Source organism: Mesorhizobium sp. WSM4820 (assembly GCF_055811075.1).
In genome coordinates, this window is record NZ_JBVVQN010000005.1 from 20391 (window position 1) to 38866 (window position 18476).

Below are 18476 nucleotides of genomic sequence, written 5' to 3' on the forward strand. Positions count from 1 at the left end.
GGCGATTTGAGCAAAGGTGTGCGCCAAGCTGGAACACCCCTCATCCGACCGAGCTTCGCTCGGCCACCTTCTCCCACAAGGGGAGAAGGGGGAGCCTCGCAACGCAGGCCGAACTCAGACGGCCGGCTGTCAACCAAACTCACGTAATCACGCTCGGCTCGGCGCGGCCGGTATGGCTGCGTATCCCGGCAATATCATCGGCTGCCGCAATCAGGTCGGCAAGCGCCTCCTGCGTGTCGAGATCGTGCCTGGACTTGTCCGGCTCGTAGCGCTCGATATAGACGCGCAGCGTCGCCCCCGAGGTACCGGTGCCGGAGAGACGGAAGACGACGCGCGATCCGCCTTCGAACAGCACCCTGATGCCCTGGTTCCTGGCTATCGAGCCGTCGACCGGGTCGTGATAGGCGAAATCGTCGGCGCTGGCGATCTTCATGCCGCGCACGCTGGTGCCGGGCAACGAAGCGAGCCTGGCCCGCAATTCGTCGACCAGAGCATTGGCGCGGTCGGTCTCGACCTCCTCGTAGTCATGGCGTGAGTAGTAATTGCGGCCATAGGCGGCCCAGTGCTCGGTGACGATCTGCTTGGCGCTTTCGCCGCGGGCAGCGAGGATATTGAGCCACAAAAGCACGGCCCACAGCCCGTCCTTTTCGCGCACATGGTTGGAGCCGGTTCCGGCACTTTCCTCGCCGCAGATCGTCGCCATGTCGGCATCGAGCAGATTGCCAAAGAATTTCCAGCCGGTCGGCGTTTCATAGATGCCGATGCCGAGCTTTTCGGCGACGCGGTCGGCTGCACCGCTGGTCGGCATCGAGCGGGCGATGCCTTTCAGGCCGGCCTTGTAGCCCGGCGCCAGATGAGCATTGGCGGCGAGCATAGCCACCGAATCCGACGGGGTGACGAAAATGCCCTTCCCGATGATCAGGTTGCGGTCGCCGTCGCCGTCGGAAGCGGCGCCGAAATCCGGCGCATCCGGTCCCATCATCTCGTCATAGAGGTGCTTTGCGTGGACCAGGTTCGGGTCTGGGTGGTGGCCGCCGAAATCCGGCAGGGGAACGAAGTTGCGGGCGGTGCCTTTCGGCGCGCCGAGCCGGTTTTCCAGGATCTCCTTGGCATAGGGACCGGTCACGGCATGCATGGCGTCGAAGCGCATGCGGAAGCCTGACTTGAACAGCTCACGCAACGCATCGAAATCGAACAGATTTTCCATCAGCTCGGCATAGTCGGCGACCGGGTCGATCACCTCGACGGTCATGCCGCCCGCCTCGACGGTACCGATCGTGTCGAGGTCGACCGTGCCGATATCGGCGGTCTTGAAGCTCGAAATCGTCTTGGTCTTGGCGAAGATCGCGTCGGTCAGCCTTTCCGCTGCCGGGCCGCCATTGCCGGCATTGTATTTGATGCCGAAATCCTCGTGCGGGCCGCCCGGATTGTGGCTGGCCGACAGGATGATGCCGCCGAAGGTATTGTATTTGCGAATGATGTTGGAAGCGGCCGGCGTCGACAGGATGCCGCCCTGCCCGACCATCACCTTGCCGAAACCGTTTGCCGCCGCCATGGCGATGGCCTTTTGGATGACCTCGCGGTTGTAAAAGCGGCCGTCGCCGCCGATCACCAGCGTCTTGCCCTTGAACCCGTCCAGCGCATCGAAAATCGACTGGATGAAGTTCTCGGCATAGTGCTCCTGCTGGAACACCGGCACTTTCTTGCGCAGCCCGGATGTGCCGGGCTTCTGGTCGAGATAAGGTTTGGTGGCGACGGTGCGTATCATGCGTCAAGCCCTTTTCGAAAGCAGCAAGCGATAGAGTTCGAGGTATTTTTCTGCGCTTTTATCCCACGACACATCCGCCTTCATGCCTTGCCGCTGCATCGACGTCCAGATCGCAGGGTTGGCGTGCGCCGCGACCAGCCGGCGGATGGCGTGCAGCAAGGCGCCGGCATCGGCGGGTGCGAACTGGAAGCCGGTCGCCACACCTGCCGAAATCGCCGCTTCATTGGCGTCGATGACGGTGTCGGCAAGACCGCCGGTGCGGGCGACGACCGGCACGCAGCCATAGCGCAGGCCGTAAAGCTGCGTCAGTCCGCAAGGCTCGAAGCGCGACGGGATGATGATTGCGTCACAGCCGCCCTGCATGGTGTGGGAAAGCGCCTCGTCATAACCGACGACGACGCCGATGCGACCGCGATGGCGGGCGGCGGCGGCCAGCAGTGCGCCTTCGAGGCCGGCGTCGCCGGACCCCAGGATCGCCAGGCGGGCACCCCTCGCAACAATCCCGTCGACGACCGTTGCCAGTATGTCCATTCCCTTCTGCCAGGTGAGCCGGCTGATCACGCAGACGATCGGACTGTCGTCGCGGTCAAGGTTGAAACGATCCTCGACGGCGGTCCGGTTGGGGTGCCGCGCCTTCAACGTCCTGGCCGTGTAGCTGGAGACCAGATGCTTGTCGGTTTCAGGGTTCCATATCTCGGTGTCGATGCCGTTGACGATGCCATACAGATCGACGGACCGCATGTTGATGAGGCCATCGAGCCCCATGCCGAATTCCGGCGAGCGGATCTCCTGCGCATAGGTCGGGCTGACTGTGGTGATGGCCCAGGCGGCCTGCAGGCCAGCCTTGAGGAAACCGACGCCGCCATAATATTCGACGCCGTCGAGCGCCATGGCCGCCGCCGGCAAGCCGAGTTCGCCAAAGATGCCGGCGCCGAACTGGCCCTGGAAAGCGAGATTGTGGACGGTGATCATTGACGGCGTGCCGACCGCCTTGCCGTAGCGCATATAGGCCAGCGTCATCGCCGATTGCCAGTCATGGGCATGGACGATGTCAGGCTGGTAACCCGAGACGGCGCCGCCGGCGATGTCGCCGCCAACCTGACTCAGGGCCGCGAAACGCCGCCAATTGTCCGGCCAGTCGGCGCCGGTGGCATTGCCATAGGGGCCGCCGGGGCGATCGAACAGATGCGGCGCGTCGAGCACGAACAGGTCGAGCCCGGCGATCTGGACGGCATGGACCGAAGCCTTGCCGCCTTGCAGCAGCGGATAGTGGTGAACGGGTTTTTTCTTCTTGAAGGCATCGATGATCTGGGGATAGCCGGGAACAAGCGTGCGCATCGCCACGCCCTTGCCGGCGAGCGCGATGGGCAACGCGCCGGTCACGTCGGCAAGCCCGCCAGTCTTGATCAGAGGGAATATTTCGGGCGTGACCGACAGGACCTGCATTCACGACAGTCCCAGTTTGTCGATCATGGCCTGCGTGACGAGGCAGATGCCCTTTTCGGAAACGCGGAAGCGCTTGGCGTCGAGGACGGGATCCTCGCCGACCACGAGCCCTTCGGGAATCCTGACGCCATGATCGATCACCACGCGCTTCAATCTCGCGCTGCGGCCGACCTGGCAGTCGGGCAGCATGACGACGTCCTCGAGCGTCGAATAGGAGTTGATGCGCGCGCCGGTGAAGATCAGGCTTCGCTTCAGCGACGCGCCTGAGACGATGCAATCGCCCGAGACCAGCGAGGATACCGCTGAGCCACGGCGACCATCCTCGTCATGCACGAACTTTGCCGGCGGCTTCAGCTCGGCATAGGTCCAGATCGGCCAGTCGCGGTCGTAGAGGTCGAGCTCCGGCGTGATGTCGGTGAGGTCGATATTGGCTTCCCAATAGGCGTCGACGGTCCCGACATCGCGCCAGTAGGCTTCGTTCTCGGCGGTCGAGCGCACGCAGGATTTGGCGAAGCGATGGGCGATTGCCTTGCCGTGCTCGACGACATAGGGGATGATGTCCTTGCCGAAGTCACGGCTTGAGCCCGGTTCGGCCGCGTCGCGGCGCAGTTGCTCCATCAGGAACTTGGTCTTGAACACGTAGATGCCCATCGAGGCCAGGGCAAAATCCGGCTTGTCGGGAATGCCGGGCGGATCGGCGGGCTTCTCGATGAAGGAGATGATGGTGTCCTTCTTGTCGACATGCATGACGCCGAAGCCGGTCGCCTCCATGCGCGGCACTTCGAGGCAGCCGACGGTGACGTCGGCGCCGGCGTCGACATGCTGGCGAAGCATCAGCTCATAGTCCATCTTGTAGACGTGATCGCCGGCCAGGATGACCATGTATTCGGGCCCGTAGGCCTCGATGATGTCGATGTTCTGGTAGACGGCATCGGCCGTGCCCTCATACCATTGCGTTTCCGATACGCGCTGACTGGCCGGCAGGATGTCGAAGCTCTCGTTGCGCTCGGGCCGCAGGAAGTTCCAGCCGCGCTGCAGGTGGCGGATCAGCGAGTGCGCCTTATACTGGGTGGCCACGCCGAGGCGGCGAATACCGGAATTGAGCGCATTGGAGAGCGCAAAATCGATGATGCGCGTCTTGCCGCCGAAATAGACCGCCGGTTTGGCGCGCCGGTCGGTCAATTCCTTGAGGCGGCTGCCACGGCCGCCGGCCAGAACATAGGCCATGGCATCGCGCGCCAGCGGCTGGGTCCGTTTTATCTCTGCCATTCTTATCCTCCCAAGTTACGCGCTGCGAGACATCGCCTAGTCCGGAGCAAATTCGAGCATGATCGTCGACAGCGGCGGCAACAGCATCGTCGCCGAGATGCCTCCTGCTTCCTTCCGAGCCTCGACGGCACCGTCATTGCCCTTGCCGGAACCGCCATAGTCGGAGGCGTCCGTGTTGATGATCTCGCGCCATCTTCCAGCCATTGGCAACGGCACGCGGTAATTGTCGCGCGGCACCGGCGTAAAATTGGAGATGACGGCGACCGGGTTTCCGCCCGGCGCGCTGCGCAGCCAGGCAAAGACCGAGTTGGCGCTGTCGTCGACGATCAGCCAGGAAAAGCCCTCCGGTTCGCAATCGCGCGCATGCAACGCCGGCCGTGAGCGGTAGAGATAGTTGAGATCGCGCACCGTCTGCCAGACGCCGCGGTGGGCCTGGAAATCGAGCAGGTTCCAGTCGAGTGCGCGCGCCTCGCTCCACTCGCGGCGCTGGGCGAATTCCTGCCCCATGAACAACAGCTTCTTGCCGGGGTAGCCCCACATAAAGGCGTAGTAGGCGCGCAGCGTCGCGAATTTCTGCCAGTCGTCGCCGGCCATCTTGCCAAGCAGCGTCCCCTTGCCGTGCACGACCTCGTCATGGGAGAGCGGCAGCACGAAATTCTCTGAGAAGGCGTAGACCAGACCGAAGGTGATGTCGCCGTGGTGATGCTTGCGGAAAATCGGCTCTTTGGAGAAATACTCCAGCGTGTCGTGCATGAAGCCCATGTTCCACTTGAAGCCGAAACCCAGCCCGCCCTCATGTACCGGCTGCGAAACTTTTGGCCATGAGGTCGATTCCTCGGCGATCGTCATCACACCCGGATGATGACCATAGACTTCCTTGTTCATCCTCTGGAGGAAGCTGACCGCCTCGAGGTTTTCGCGCCCGCCTTTTTCGTTGGGAATCCATTCGCCGGCCTTGCGCGAATAGTCGAGGTAGAGCATCGAGGCGACGGCATCGACGCGCAAACCGTCGACATGGTATTTTTCGGCCCAGAACAGCGCATTGTTGACCAGGAACGAGACCACCTCGCGCCGGCCGAAATTGTAGATCGCGGTGTTCCAGTCGGGATGGAAGCCCTTGCGCGGGTCGGCATGCTCATAGAGCGCGGTGCCGTCGAAATTGGCCAGGCCATGCGCGTCCACCGGAAAATGCGCCGGCACCCAGTCCAGGATGACGCCGATGCCGGCGCGGTGGGCGCCGTCGACGAACCGGGCAAAACCGTCCGGATCGCCGAAGCGGGCCGACGGCGCGTAGAGGCCCGTCGTCTGATAGCCCCAGGACGGATCATAGGGATGTTCGGAGATCGGCATGAATTCGATATGGGTGAAACCCGTGTCGACGACATACGGGATCAGCCGATCGGCAAGCTCGTCCCATGACAGGAAGCTGCCGTCGTCGTGAAGCTGCCAGGAGCCGGCATGGACCTCATAGATCGACACCGCCTCGCGGCGGGCGTCGGCGTTGCGCCAGAAATCGCGGTGCGCCTCGTCACCCCATTGATGCGCCGGCGGAAGCGCCGTCACCGAAGCGGTGGCCGGTCGCAGTTCGGACTTGAAAGCGAACGGATCGGCCTTCAGCGGCAGCCTCACGCCATCGGGCCCGATGATCTCGTATTTGTATGGCCGTCCGGCGCCGATGTCGGGGATGAACAACTCCCAGATGCCGGTGTCGCGGCGGACGCGCATCGTATGCCTGCGGCCGTCCCATTCGTTGAAGTCGCCGACCACCGAAACGCGCCTTGCATTGGGCGCCCAGACGGCGAAATGCACGCCGGATGCACCCTCGTGATCGATGAGATGCGCCCCGAGCTTGTCGAACAGCCTGAGGTGCGAACCTTCGGCGATGTAATAGTCGTCCAGCGGACCCAGTACCGGACCGAACGAATAGGGATCGGTCAGCCACCAGTCACCGCCGGCATTGCGCGCGTGATAGCGCAGCGGCTGACGCTTTCTGAGCGACAGGCTGCCCTCGAAGAAGCCGCCTTCGTCGCGCCTGGAGAGTTCGCCGGCATTCTTGCCGGTCAGCGTATAGGCAGTGACGAACTCGGCATGAGGGACGAAGCAGCGGGCGACAAAGCCCTTGTCGACCTCGTGCACACCGAGGACAGCGAAAGGATCACCATGCGTGCCGGCGACAATTGCCGCGACATCACCGGCTGACGCCAGTCCATCCGGCCCGCTTGTCGCAGCGGTCGCGCGCGGCTTCCTCATCAGGCAGTGACCCTCCCCGGCACCCGGACCACGTTGTTCGTGGCCTCATGCAATCATATCAAACGGGCACGTTCCAGATTTCTTTCGCATATTGGCGGATCGTGCGATCGGACGAGAACCAGCCGACGCGGGCGACATTGCGAATTGCCCTGGCGTACCAATCCGGGCTGTCGCGCCAGACGGCGTCGACATCGCGCTGGGTTGAGGCGTAGGCATCGAAATCCGCGGCGACCATGAACCAGTCGCTCTGATAGAGGCCGTTCATCAGGTCGCGATAGCGTTCCGGATCGTCAGGCGAAAAGACGCCCGTCGAAACGGCAGCCACGGCCTGCGCCAGTTCGGGAGAGGCTTCGATCACCGATCGCGGATCGTAGCCGTTGCTGCGCCGCTCGGCGACCTCTTCGGTGGTCAGGCCGAAAATGAAGATGTTGTCGTCGCCGACGCATTCCTTGATCTCGACATTGGCGCCGTCGAGCGTGCCGATGGTCAGCGCACCGTTCAGCGCAAATTTCATGTTGCCGGTGCCGGAGGCTTCCATCCCGGCGGTCGATATCTGCTCCGAAAGATCGGCGGCCGGCATCATGATCTCGGCCAGGCTGACATTGTAGTTCGGCACGAACACCACTTTGAGCAAGCCGCGAACGGCGGGGTCGCGGTTGATGACTTTGGCGACGTCGTTGGCGAGTTTGATGATCAGCTTGGCATTGTGATAGCTGGGCGCCGCCTTGCCGCCGAAGAACTTGACGCGTGGGATCCAGTTGCGCTCGGGATGGGAGCGGATCTGGTCGTAGAGCGCGACTGTTTCGAGGATGTTCAGGAGCTGGCGTTTGTATTCGTGGATGCGCTTGATCTGGATGTCGAACAGCGCCGAGGGATCGATCCTGATGCCGAGGCGGTCGGCGACGAGATTGGCGAGCTTGGCCTTGTTCGCCCGCTTGACTGCCGCGAACTTGTCGCGGAAGGCGGCGTCGTCGGCAAAGGCATCGAGCTCCTTGATCGCGTCTATATTGTCGAGGAAGCGGTCGCCGATCGCCTCGCGGGTGAGCGCGGTGAGACCGGGATTGCACTGGATCAGCCAGCGCCGCGGCGTGATGCCGTTGGTCTTGTTGTTGATGCGGTCGGGGTAGAGTCGGTGGAGCTCGGCAAACACCGTTTCCTTCATCAGCTCGGTGTGAAGGGCAGAGACGCCGTTGATCGAGTGCGAGCCGACAAACGCCAGATTGCCCATGCGCACCCGGCGCTCGCCGTTTTCCTGTATCAGCGAGATCTGGCTGATCTGCTCGTCAGAAAACTGATCGGAGGCGCGCGCCTCCAACAGCACTTCGGCGTTGATGGCGTAGACGATCTGCATATGGCGCGGCAACAGCCGCTCGAACAGCGGCACCGGCCAGCTTTCGAGCGCCTCTGGAAGCAGTGTGTGGTTGGTGTAGCCGAAAGTGCGCTTGGTGATGCTCCAGGCCTGATCGAAATCCATGCCGTGGACATCCATCAACAGGCGCATCAGCTCGGGCACGGCGATGGCCGGATGGGTGTCGTTCAGATGGATCGCCGCCTTGTCGGGCAGCGACTGCAGGTCGCCATACTGGCTGAGATGACGCTGAATGATATCCTGCAACGATGCGGTGGAAAAGAAATACTCTTGCCTGAGGCGCAGCTCCTGACCGGCCTTGTGGGAATCGGCAGGGTAAAGGACGCGCGACAAGGCATCGGCCTTGTTGCTTTCGGCGAGCGCACCGATGTGGTCGCCGGCGTTGAACTTGTCGAGCAGGATCGGATCGATCGGCATGCCGGACCAGAGCCGCAGCGTGTTGACGCGGTTGGCCCGCCAGCCAACCACCGGCGTATCGTAGGCAACCGCCAGAACATGTTCGATCGGCTTCCAGACGTGGCGCTCAAGCCTGCCGTCCTTCGAGGTGATCGATTCCACCGAGCCGCCGAAACCGACCTCGAATGAGCGTTCGCGCCGCTCGAACTCCCAGGGGTTGCCGTGATCGAGCCAGGTCTCGGGCAGCTCAACCTGCCAGCCGCCATGGATTTCCTGCCGGAACATGCCATTGGCGTAGCGAATGCCATAGCCATGCGCGGGAATGTCGACGGTTGCCATGCTTTCCATGAAGCAGGCGGCGAGCCGGCCGAGACCGCCATTGCCAAGCGCTGCATCTGGTTCGAGGGCCGCGATGAGGTCGAGGTCGACGCCGAGAGACCGCAGCGCTTCGCGCATATTGTCCATCAGGCCGAGATTGGAGAAGGCGTCGCGCATCAGGCGACCGATGAGGAATTCCAGTGACAGGTAATAGACGCGCTTTTCCTGATGGGCGTAGGCCTCTTGCGTTGCCTGCATCCAATGATCGACGATATGGTCGCGCACGACCTTTATCGAGGCGGTGAGCCAGTCGTATTGCGTCGCGACACTGGTCCCCTTGCCGAGCCTGTATTTGAGGGCCTTCAAGACTTCGTCGGCAAGCGCCTTGGGATCGGAGTTTTCGAGAATGGGAGTTTTGGATGTCATCGCGCGCGTCATGCTGCCTCTCGTGCGGTTGCCATGATCATACCGGCTTTCACCATTCCTCCCAGCCCATGCTAGCGCATATTGTTATGCGTTCAATCGAGTTAGATTGCCGCGGGGAAGCTTACCCAGCGGCAGTTTTAGCAACTTGAAGTGCGTCGCGTTTGGGCGGCGTCTGCGACGCATCTTAGAGTCTTAGTTATGTGCATATCGTCCCAAAACCGCTGTGCACCCTCGGTTCGCGCCCGAGGGCATGCTTTTGGGCGACATGCATTTCTTGTTCGATGCAAGTCGTCATCCCAAAACCGCAGCGCACCCTCGGTTCGCGCCCGAGGGCATGCTTTTGGGCGACATGGATCAGGCCGCCAGTGCCGCCTCCGGCGGAAGCTTCGCTCCGGTCATGAAGGCGACGGCGTCCGACATCGTATATTGCTTGGGATCGATGACACAGAGGCGACGGCCCAGCCGATGGATGTGAATGCGGTCGGCCACCTCGAAGACATGCGGCATGTTGTGGGAGATCAGCACGATCGGCAGGCCGCGCTTCTTCACGTCGAGGATCAGTTCGAGCACGCGGCGGCTCTCCTTGACGCCTAACGCCGCCGTCGGCTCATCCATGATGACCATCTTCGAGCCGAAGGCGGCGGCGCGCGCCACCGCCACGCCCTGGCGTTGGCCGCCCGAGAGCGTCTCCACGGCCTGGCTGATGTTCTGGATGGTCATCAGGCCAAGTTCGGTGAGCTTGTCGCGGGCGCGCTTTTCCATTGCCGGGCGGTCGAGCATGCGCAGCCAGTCGCCCAGAAAACCCGGTTTGCGGATCTCGCGACCGAGGAACATGTTGTCGGCGATCGACAGCGCCGGCGACAGCGCCAGGTTCTGGTAGACGGTTTCGATGCCGGCTTCGCGGGCTTCGATGGGCGACTTGAAGAGCACCTGCTTGCCGTCCAACTCGATGATCCCCTCGTCCGGGACAACGGCGCCCGAGATCGCCTTGATCAGCGTCGACTTGCCGGCTCCATTGTCGCCGATCACGGCCAGGATCTCTCCCGGATAGAGATCGAAGTCGCAGCTGTTCAGTGCGGTGACGCGGCCGTAGCGCTTGACGAGGCCGCGCGCGGTGAGGATGGGCTCCTGGGTCATGGTTACACCGAAACCTTTCTGATCCACTGGTCGATCGCCACGGCGCCGATGATCAGCACACCGGTGAGCAGCACTTTCCATTGCGGATCGGCGCCCAGCATGTTGAGGCCCATCGAAACGACGCCGACGATCATCGCGCCGAACAGCGTGCCCAGAATAGAGCCGCGCCCGCCGAAGAGGGAAATGCCGCCGATCACCGTCGCGGTGATCGCCTGCAAATTGTAGTCGGTGACGGCAGCGGACGGCGAGATCGAGCCGTTGCGGCCGATGGAGACCCAGGCAGCGAAAGCGGCGATCAGCCCGGCAAGCGTGTAGACCGAGATCAGCACCTTCTTGGTCTGGATGCCCGACAGCTTCGCTGCCTCCGGATCGTCGCCGACAGCGTAGACATGACGGCCCCATGCCGTGTGATTGAGCACGTACCACAAGAACAGCACCAGCACGACCATGGCAATGACGCCGAACGTCAGCACCGCCGTGCCGACCTTGAAGTTCAGGCCAAACAGATGCAGCAGCGGGGCTTGGACGTCGACGTCGGCGTCACGGATCGTCTCATTGGCCGAATAGATGAAGTTCGTGGCCATGACGATGTTCCAGGTGCCGAGCGTGACGATGAAGGGCGGCAGCTTCATGTAGGCGACCAGCAGCCCGTTGAGCAGCCCGCAGGCCGCGCCGGCGGCAAGCCCGATCACCACGGCAAGCAAGGTCGGCAGGCCATAGGTGACCGCGCAATTGCCCATGATCACGGCCGAAATCACCATGATCACGCCGATTGACAGGTCGATGCCGGCTGTCAGGATGACCAGCGTCTGCGCGGCGCCGAGAATACCGACGATGGCGATCTGCTGCAGGATCAGCGTCAGCGTGTAGGACGAAAAGAACCGTCCTCCGATCGTGACGCCAAAGACAGCGATCGACAGGACCAGCACGATCAGCGGCACCGCAGCCGGAGTGGAATGCAGGAAATGCTGGATGCGCTTGACGAGCGACGTGCCATGCTCGTCAAAAGCAGCAACGCTTGTCTCGCTGTTCGCGAGAGCCTTTTCGAATTCCTGAACCTGAGACATGTTTCCTCCCATGAGGCTCCAGCTACGCGCCGACGCCCGTCCAACCGTTCCCGATCTGCCGCCGGAATTGTTCGCGCTTGCGATTTCCGCATCGTCCACCCGAAGCGGCCGGGGATCAAGCCCCTGGCCGCTTCGGTCTGTTGCCTGTCAGACCGGCATCAGCCCCAGCACTTGGCGAGGCCCTCCTTGGTGTCGATGGACTTCACGCCCTCCGCGGGCTTGTCGGTCACGAGGTTGACGCCGGTGTCGAAGAAATCCTTGCCTTCGGTCGGCTTGGGCTTCGTCCCGTCCTTGGCGTAAGCGGCGATCGCTTCGATGCCGAGTGCCGCCATCTGCAGCGGATATTGCTGTGAGGTCGCACCGATCACGCCCTCGGCGACCGACTTCACGCCGGGGCAGCCGCCATCGACCGACACGATCAGCACATTGCCTTCGAGACCCACGGCCTTGAGCGCCTGGTAGGCGCCGACGGCTGCCGGCTCGTTGATGGTGTGGATGACGTTGATGCCAGGATCCTTCTGGAGGAGGTTCTCCATCGCCTTGCGGCCGCCTTCCTCGTTGCCGTTGGTGACGTCGTGGCCGACGATACGCGGATCATCCTCATCGCCGATCTTGTTGGAGTCCTTCACGTCGATACCGTAGCCCATCATGAAGCCCTGGTCGCGCAGGACGTCGACCGTCGGCTGCGAGGGCGTCAGGTCGAGGAAGCCGATCCTGGCATCCTTCGCCTTGTCGCCGAGCGTCGCTGCGGCCCAGGCACCAATCAGCTTGCCGGCCTCCAGATTGTCGGTCGCAAAGGTCGCGTCGGCGGCGTCGAGCGGATCAAGCGGCGTGTCCAGCGCGATCACCAGCAGGCCGGCGTCACGTGCCTTCTTCACCGCCGGGACGATGCCCTTGGTATCCGACGCGGTGATCAGGATGCCCTTGGCGCCGTCGGCGATGCAGCTTTCGATCGCCGCCACCTGGCTCTCGCTGTCGCCATCGATCTTGCCGGCGTAGGCTTTGAGTTCGACGCCGAGTTCCTTGGCCTTGGCGCTCGCGCCTTCCTTCATCTTGACGAAGAACGGGTTGGTGTCGGTCTTGGTGATCAGGCAGGCGCCGACATCGGCGGCGGACGCAGCCGAGGTGAATGCCATCAGACCCAGTCCGGCCGCGGCAAAAACGGTGGATCTTAGCAGTGCTGTCTTGGTCACGATTTTCCTCCCAGTGGGACCAGTTCGGATGCCGGCCAACCGGCATCGCATGAGCATCCAGCGACTTCTCCCAGCGTGGACGCTTGCCCCAAGAGAATACCAGACTGAGGGTCCTGTCAATAATTAAATCACTCTTATTTATTATTGACAGCGTGGCGTCGGTCACTCATTCTGGCCAAAAGCATTAAGGGAAACGACGGGAGGAGAAGGGGTGGAGACCGGCATACCAAGGCACGGTTCGCCCGAGGCAGCCAAAAGCCGCATTCACCGCGGCACCAACCAGAGCGGCATGCGGGACCACAATGAGCGGCTGGTGCTGTCGCTGGTGCGTCAGCACGGCAGCCTGGCGAAGTCCGACATTGCGCGCATGACCGGACTTTCGGCCCAGACCGTTTCGGTCATCATGCGCGAGCTCGAGGAGGACAACCTTCTTGTCCGCCAGGCGCCGCTGCGCGGCAAGATCGGCCAACCTTCCATTCCGATGGCGCTCAATCCCGATGGCGCCTATTTCATCGGCCTGAAGATCGGCCGTCGTAGCGCCGAACTCGTGCTGATCGATTTTCTCGGCAATGTGCGTTCGATGCTGCAGCATTCCTACCGCTATCCGGCACCGCGCGAGACGGTCGAGTTCGTCACCTCCGGCATGAAGACGATGCGCGGCGAACTCACCCCGGCGCAGGACAAGCGCATTGCCGGACTTGGCATTGCCATGCCGTTCGAATTGTGGAGCTGGGCCGATACGGCAGGTGCGCCGCGCGACGTCATGGACGAATGGCGCCACCGAGACATCCGCGCCGACATCCAGGCACAGTGCGAATTCCCCGTCTACCTGCAAAATGACGCCACCTCTGCCTGCGGCGCCGAACTGGTGTTCGGCAAAGCGGGCACGGCACGCGACTTCGTCTATTTCTATATCGGTGCCTTCGCCGGCGGCGGCATCGTGCTGAACGGTCACCTTTTCGGCGGACCGACCGGCAATGCCGGCGCGCTGGGTTCGATGCCTGTGCCTGGACCGGACGGCAAGCCGACCCAATTGATCGGCGTGGCGTCGATCGCCATGCTGGAAAAGGCACTCAACGCGCGCGGCGTCGAAGCCTCACATCTGTGGACGTCACCGGAGGATTGGGGCGAAATCGGCGTCGAGCTCGACGATTGGATCGTTTGCGCCTCGCAGGCGCTCGCCTATGCCATTGTGGCGGCGTCATCGGTTATCGATTTCGAGGCGGCGGTGGTCGACGGATGGATGCCGAAGGCCGTGCGGCGCCGGCTCGTCGATGCCGTTATCGATGCTATCGGCAAGATCGACGGTGAAGGCCTGAAGCTTCCGGCCGTGCGCGAGGGGACTGTCGGCATTCATGCACGTGCCCTGGGCGGTGCCAGCCTGCCGCTTTCCGAGCGCTTCCTCATCGGCTCGACCACGATTTCCAGGAGTGCCTGAGCGATGCTGATCGGAATCCCGGTGCTGCTCGGTCCACAGCTGCTGGCGACGCTGCGTGCCATGGGTCATGGCGACGAGATCGCCCTTGTCGACGGAAACTACCCGGCGAAGGAGCAGGCACACCGGCTCATCCGCGCCGACGGTCATCATCTTGCTCCGATGCTCGACGCCATCCTCAGCGTATTGCCTGTCGATGACGCGGTGCCGGAGGCGCTGTTTCGCGCCTCGGTCAAAGGTGATCCCCTGCTTGCCGATCCCGTTCATCACGAGATGGAGGCGATCTGCGCCGAGCGTGCTCCGGGCCGCAAGGTGGTTGCGCTCGCCGGCGCCGACTTCTATCAACGGGTCAGGTCCGCACACGCGATCGTCGCGACAAGCGAGCCGCGGCTCTACGCCAACATCATCATCCGCAAGGGTGTGATCTATCCGCCGGGGACCAGGAAATCATGATCCTCTGTTGCGGCGAAGCCCTGATCGACATGCTGCCACGCACCACGACTGAGGGCGAGCCGGCCTTTGCCCCTTATGTCGGCGGCGCGGTGTTCAACACGGCAATAGCGCTCGGCCGGCTGGGAGCGCCCGCCGGTTTCTTTTCCGGCCTGTCGACGGATCTGTTCGGCAGCCAGTTCAAGGACGCGCTTGACGCAAGCCAAGTCAGTTCCACCTATGCGCACACATCGCCCCGGCCGACCACGCTCGCCTTCGTGCGGCTGGACAACGGCCAGGCGACCTACACATTCTACGATGAAAACACAGCCGGACGGATGCTGACCATCGACGATCTGCCGAAACTCGGCAGCGAGATCGAAGCCATGCTGTTCGGCGCCATCAGCCTGATCTCGGAGCCGGCCGGATCCGCCTACGAGGAATTCATGCGGCGCGAGCACAGCCGCCGCGTCATCATGCTCGACCCCAACATCCGGCCGAATTTCATAGCGGACAAGGCCAAGCATCTCAGGCGCATCCGCTCGATGATGGCCATGGCCGACATCGTGAAACTGTCGGACGAGGACCTCAACTGGTTCGGCGAAGCCGGCTCGCACGAGGACGTCGTCCGCAACTGGCTGGAGCGCGGCCCGATGCTGATCGTCGTCACCCATGGCAGCGAAGGCGCCATCGGCTACACCAGGGATCACAAGGTCACGGTCGTGCCGGACAAGGTCGAGGTGGTCGATACGGTCGGCGCCGGCGACACGTTCAACGCCGGCATCCTGGCCTCGCTGCACGAGCAAGGCCTGCTGTCAAAGGAGGCGATCGCCAACCTGTCGGACGACGCCATCCACAAGGCGCTGGCGCTCGGCGCCAAGGCTGCGGCGGTAACCGTGTCGCGGGCCGGCGCCAATCCGCCCTGGCGGCATGAAATCGCCTGATTGGACGGCGATGCGCTGAGGATGCGCAGGACGTCGATCACTTTATGTTTCGCCCAGCCGAGCGCGTGCGACACGAAGGCCGTGTCGCGCGCTACAAAGCCCCGGATTTCCGGCGTCTGATGCGGACCTGTCGGACTGAGAGGTAACAGGCTGCGACATTTGAGCAATTGTGGTTTGGTCCGTGCAGCTTTCTCGGCCGCGCCAAGTCTGATACCAGCGGCCGGTTATCTGGCTAGTCCCCGTTTTGAGGCCGACATGCAGTTCATCGATCTAGGCGCGCAGCGCGAACGAATCCGCGACAGGCTGAAAGCCGCCATCGACCGCGTCGTCGACGAGGGTCGCTACATTCTCGGACCTGAGGTCACCGAATTCGAAAACAAGCTCGCTGCCTATGTCGGCACCAAGCATGTCGTAGCCTGCGCCAACGGGACCGACGCGCTGCTGCTGCCGCTGTTTGCGGCCGGCATCGGTCCAGGTGACGCGGTGTTCGTGCCGAGCTTCACCTTTGCCGCCACGGCGGAAGTGGTGGCGCTGGCCAAGGCCGAGCCGGTTTTCATCGATGTCGATCCGCAGACCTACAATATCGACATCGCCAGCCTCGAAGCGGCCATCGCCATGATCAAGGCGGAAGGCCGGCTGAGGCCAAGGGCGATCATCCCCGTCGACCTGTTCGGGCTCGCCGCCGATTACGAGGCGATCATAGCCATCGCCAACCGCGAAGGGCTGATGGTGATCGAAGATGCCGCCCAGGCGATCGGCGGCTCGAGCGACGGCAAGATGCTGGGTTCGTTCGGCGCGGTCGGCTCGACCAGCTTCTACCCGGCAAAACCGCTCGGCTGCTATGGCGACGGCGGCGCGATGTTCACCAATGACGATGCGCTGGCCGAGCAACTTCGCTCGTTCGCCTTCCACGGCAAAGGCGAAACCCAATATGACAATGTCCGCGTCGGCATCAATTCGCGGCTCGACACTCTGCAGGCGGCGATCCTGGTCGAGAAGCTGGCCATTCTTGAAGACGAAATGGTTGCCCGGCAAGCGGTCGCCAAACGGTATGCCGAAGGCCTCGGCGACATCGTCAAGGCAGCGCGCAACCTGGACGGCGGCCGTTCGGCCTGGGCGCAATATGCCATCGAGACGCCGAAGCGCGACGGGCTGAAGGCGCATCTCGGGGAAAAAAATATCCCGTCGGTGATCTATTATGTGAAGCCGCTGCACAGCCAGATCGCCTACCGCGACTATCCGCGCACGCCGACAGGTCTTGCCGTTTCTGAGGAGCTGCCGAAGCGTATCCTGTGCCTGCCCATGCATCCCTATCTGAGCGAAGCCGACCAGGACCGGATCATCGAGACGATCCGCAATTATATCGGCTCGAATTCGGCGCAAATCGCCGCCGCGTAGAGTCTCACGCGCACGACTACGATCTAGCCGGTAGCGCTCCCGCGTAAATATCAGGTTTTGATACCCACAGTCGTGACATCGGTAAGCGCAAATCCCGCATCGATGGTCAGGATCGGCGCCTGGTAGGATTTCGCCGTGGCATAATGGAAGCAGTCGGCAAGATTGAGCGCACTATTCCGTTCAGCGTCCGGATAGCGGTGCCGTCCATAGCGATCGAAGGCTTGCAGCGCGACGGTCAACTCACGGCTCGATATCGCCATAAGCTGGACCCCGGCCGCTTCAAGGAACTCCTGCACGCGCGCTTCAGCTTCTGCCATGGGAATGCGCTTTTTGCGAAACAGCCCAACTGTCGCCTCCCATGCAGCCACGACTGATGTGATCGGCCGTGGAGAGCGTGCGGCATCCAGCGCGGCCGCTAGGTTCTCGGCCTCAGGCTCTTCCGTCATAATGGCGATGATTGCAGACGCCTCGACGAACATCAGTAGTCGCCGCTGAGGTCATCGAAAAACGCCCTGTCCGCCGCAAGGCCGGTGTCCGGATAGGCCGCAATCTTCGCGCGCAAAGGCTTCAGCCGCTCCCACAGTGGGATCGCCTCTTCGGCGCGGCGCAATTCGTTCTCCAGGGCCAGCTTCACGGCAGCCGTCTTGTTCAAGCGCGTGCGTGCTGCCAGTTTTTCGGCAAGCACGTTTACCTCTTCACTGCGAATGTTGAGCGGCATTAGCCAATTTCCCCGTGTAGACGTAAATATAAAAACGCCAACACGCGATGGCAACCGTCCATCAGGAGAGCATAAGGTTTTGTGGGAGCGCTTCCGTCAATTTCGAGGACGCGCTCGCACGGCGTCAGGTTGGCCCGCGCTCTTCCCGCTGGCGATGAAATGCGGATTGGCAAAATCCACGTCATCGCTCTGGTTGCGCTTGCCGTAGGCCAGCGGCTGACCATCGAGCGAGCGCGTCATCCCGCCTGCGGCGCGCAGCACCGCGTCACCCGCCGCGGTGTCCCATTCCATGGTGCGGCCGAAGCGCGGATAGACGTCGGCCTCGGCGCTGGCGACAAGACAGAATTTCAGCGACGAGCCGACCGAGACGATCTCGGCAGCGCCCACCGTGCGGATATAGGCCTCGGTCTCGGGCGTATTGTGGGACCGGCTGGCGACGACGGTCAGTGGCGCCACGCCCGTTCTGGCCGAAATCGGCCGACGGCCGATGATCTGGTAATCGCCATTGACATCGATTGCTTCCGCCCTGCCCGGCCGGCCGGAAAAGAAGCGTCCGGTGCATGGCGCAAAGACCACACCGATCTCCGGCACGCCGTGGCGAACGAGCGCGATGTTGACGGTGAAGTCGGTCCTGCGGTTGACGAATTCCTTGGTGCCGTCGAGTGGGTCCACCAGGAAGAAGGCATCATCGAGGTCGGGCGGCACGATGCCGGCCGATGCCTCTTCCTCAGCCACGCAAGGGATATCGGGGAAGGCGGCGCGCAGCCCGGCGAGAATGATCTTTTCGCTCTCGCGATCGGCTTCGGTCACCGGCGAGGCGTCTGATTTCTGATCGACCGCGCAGCCGGCATCAAAAACACGCATCACCTCTCGCCCCGCCGCCAGGGCAAGGCGCTCGAACACCCCGAGCATC

General features: G+C 62.7%; 15 protein-coding genes. 4 read left to right on the forward strand and 11 right to left on the reverse strand.

All coding sequences use genetic code 11. The features are described from left to right. Positions 1-139: 139 nt before the first annotated feature. The 8 genes from AC0L2R_RS09895 to AC0L2R_RS09930 all read right to left on the reverse strand — a co-directional run bounded on the left by AC0L2R_RS09895 (position 140) and on the right by AC0L2R_RS09930 (position 12582). A complete protein-coding gene (locus AC0L2R_RS09895; protein ID WP_473508652.1) occupies positions 140-1768 on the reverse strand; it encodes an alpha-D-glucose phosphate-specific phosphoglucomutase in 1629 nt (542 codons plus the stop codon). 3 nt (positions 1769-1771) lie between these two features. Then, positions 1772-3214 carry a glycogen synthase GlgA gene (gene glgA, locus AC0L2R_RS09900; RefSeq protein WP_473508653.1) on the reverse strand — a complete coding sequence of 481 codons (1443 nt, stop codon included), beginning with the start codon at positions 3212-3214 and terminating at the stop codon, positions 1772-1774. Next, a complete protein-coding gene (gene glgC / locus AC0L2R_RS09905) occupies positions 3215-4483 on the reverse strand; it encodes a glucose-1-phosphate adenylyltransferase (RefSeq protein WP_077381220.1) in 1269 nt (422 codons plus the stop codon). It abuts the gene before it with no gap. A 36-nt stretch (positions 4484-4519) separates the two neighbouring features. Next, positions 4520-6733, reverse strand: a complete 2214-nt coding sequence (gene glgB / locus AC0L2R_RS09910) for a 1,4-alpha-glucan branching protein GlgB (protein WP_473508654.1) — start codon at positions 6731-6733, stop codon at positions 4520-4522. 58 nt (positions 6734-6791) lie between these two features. Beyond that, positions 6792-9254 (reverse strand): glycogen/starch/alpha-glucan phosphorylase, encoded by a 2463-nt coding sequence (locus AC0L2R_RS09915; protein WP_473508655.1) that lies wholly within the window; start codon positions 9252-9254, stop codon positions 6792-6794. A 342-nt stretch (positions 9255-9596) separates the two neighbouring features. Then, the gene (locus AC0L2R_RS09920; protein WP_023802796.1) at positions 9597-10379 is read right to left on the reverse strand and encodes an ATP-binding cassette domain-containing protein; all 783 of its coding nucleotides are present in this window, start codon (positions 10377-10379) and stop codon (positions 9597-9599) included. A 2-nt stretch (positions 10380-10381) separates the two neighbouring features. Next, entirely contained in the window at positions 10382-11446 is a 1065-nt protein-coding gene (locus AC0L2R_RS09925) for an ABC transporter permease (RefSeq protein WP_023802795.1), read from the reverse strand. A gap of 158 nt (positions 11447-11604) precedes the next feature. Then, positions 11605-12582, reverse strand: a complete 978-nt coding sequence (locus AC0L2R_RS09930) for a substrate-binding domain-containing protein (protein WP_473508943.1) — start codon at positions 12580-12582, stop codon at positions 11605-11607. Positions 12583-12850: 268 nt separating this feature from the next. Between AC0L2R_RS09930 and AC0L2R_RS09935 the strand changes: the two genes are divergently transcribed. From AC0L2R_RS09935 to AC0L2R_RS09950, 4 genes are all read left to right on the forward strand, one after another. After that, positions 12851-14077: an ROK family transcriptional regulator gene (locus AC0L2R_RS09935; protein WP_473508656.1), complete on the forward strand. Its 1227-nt coding sequence runs from the start codon at positions 12851-12853 to the stop codon at positions 14075-14077. A 3-nt stretch (positions 14078-14080) separates the two neighbouring features. Next, positions 14081-14527, forward strand: a complete 447-nt coding sequence (locus AC0L2R_RS09940; RefSeq protein ID WP_473508657.1) for an RbsD/FucU family protein — start codon at positions 14081-14083, stop codon at positions 14525-14527. Then, complete coding sequence (locus tag AC0L2R_RS09945) at positions 14524-15447, forward strand: carbohydrate kinase family protein (protein WP_473508658.1); 924 nt, start codon at positions 14524-14526, stop codon at positions 15445-15447. Before AC0L2R_RS09940 ends, AC0L2R_RS09945 begins: the two co-directional genes overlap by 4 nt. Positions 15448-15702: 255 nt before the next feature. Then, positions 15703-16845, forward strand: coding sequence for a DegT/DnrJ/EryC1/StrS family aminotransferase (locus AC0L2R_RS09950; RefSeq protein WP_473508659.1), 1143 nt, complete (start codon positions 15703-15705; stop codon positions 16843-16845). 50 nt (positions 16846-16895) lie between these two features. Here the strand turns inward: AC0L2R_RS09950 and AC0L2R_RS09955 are convergent, their stop codons facing one another. From AC0L2R_RS09955 to cysQ, 3 genes are all read right to left on the reverse strand, one after another. Next, positions 16896-17324: a type II toxin-antitoxin system VapC family toxin gene (locus AC0L2R_RS09955; protein ID WP_473508660.1), complete on the reverse strand. Its 429-nt coding sequence runs from the start codon at positions 17322-17324 to the stop codon at positions 16896-16898. Next, positions 17324-17563, reverse strand: coding sequence for a type II toxin-antitoxin system VapB family antitoxin (locus AC0L2R_RS09960; RefSeq protein ID WP_473491668.1), 240 nt, complete (start codon positions 17561-17563; stop codon positions 17324-17326). Before AC0L2R_RS09960 ends, AC0L2R_RS09955 begins: the two co-directional genes overlap by 1 nt. 96 nt (positions 17564-17659) lie before the next feature. After that, positions 17660-18475 carry a 3'(2'),5'-bisphosphate nucleotidase CysQ gene (gene cysQ, locus AC0L2R_RS09965; protein WP_473491839.1) on the reverse strand — a complete coding sequence of 272 codons (816 nt, stop codon included), beginning with the start codon at positions 18473-18475 and terminating at the stop codon, positions 17660-17662. Position 18476 lies beyond the last annotated feature (1 nt).

Excerpts from the sequence above, each read along its gene's own strand:
- AC0L2R_RS09895 (WP_473508652.1), bottom strand. The coding sequence starts at position 1,768 with ATGATACGCACCGTCGCCACCAAACCTTATCTCGACCAGAAGCCCGGC.
- glgA (WP_473508653.1), bottom strand. The coding sequence starts at position 3,214 with ATGCAGGTCCTGTCGGTCACGCCCGAAATATTCCCTCTGATCAAGACT.
- glgC (WP_077381220.1), bottom strand. The coding sequence starts at position 4,483 with ATGGCAGAGATAAAACGGACCCAGCCGCTGGCGCGCGATGCCATGGCC.
- glgB (WP_473508654.1), bottom strand. The coding sequence starts at position 6,733 with ATGAGGAAGCCGCGCGCGACCGCTGCGACAAGCGGGCCGGATGGACTG.
- AC0L2R_RS09915 (WP_473508655.1), bottom strand. The coding sequence starts at position 9,254 with ATGACGCGCGCGATGACATCCAAAACTCCCATTCTCGAAAACTCCGAT.
- AC0L2R_RS09920 (WP_023802796.1), bottom strand. The coding sequence starts at position 10,379 with ATGACCCAGGAGCCCATCCTCACCGCGCGCGGCCTCGTCAAGCGCTAC.
- AC0L2R_RS09925 (WP_023802795.1), bottom strand. The coding sequence starts at position 11,446 with ATGTCTCAGGTTCAGGAATTCGAAAAGGCTCTCGCGAACAGCGAGACA.
- AC0L2R_RS09930 (WP_473508943.1), bottom strand. The coding sequence starts at position 12,582 with ATGGCATTCACCTCGGCTGCGTCCGCCGCCGATGTCGGCGCCTGCCTG.
- AC0L2R_RS09940 (WP_473508657.1), top strand. The coding sequence starts at position 14,081 with ATGCTGATCGGAATCCCGGTGCTGCTCGGTCCACAGCTGCTGGCGACG.
- AC0L2R_RS09945 (WP_473508658.1), top strand. The coding sequence starts at position 14,524 with ATGATCCTCTGTTGCGGCGAAGCCCTGATCGACATGCTGCCACGCACC.
- AC0L2R_RS09950 (WP_473508659.1), top strand. The coding sequence starts at position 15,703 with ATGCAGTTCATCGATCTAGGCGCGCAGCGCGAACGAATCCGCGACAGG.
- AC0L2R_RS09955 (WP_473508660.1), bottom strand. The coding sequence starts at position 17,324 with ATGTTCGTCGAGGCGTCTGCAATCATCGCCATTATGACGGAAGAGCCT.
- AC0L2R_RS09960 (WP_473491668.1), bottom strand. The coding sequence starts at position 17,563 with ATGCCGCTCAACATTCGCAGTGAAGAGGTAAACGTGCTTGCCGAAAAA.
- cysQ (WP_473491839.1), bottom strand. The coding sequence starts at position 18,475 with ATGCTCGGGGTGTTCGAGCGCCTTGCCCTGGCGGCGGGGCGAGAGGTG.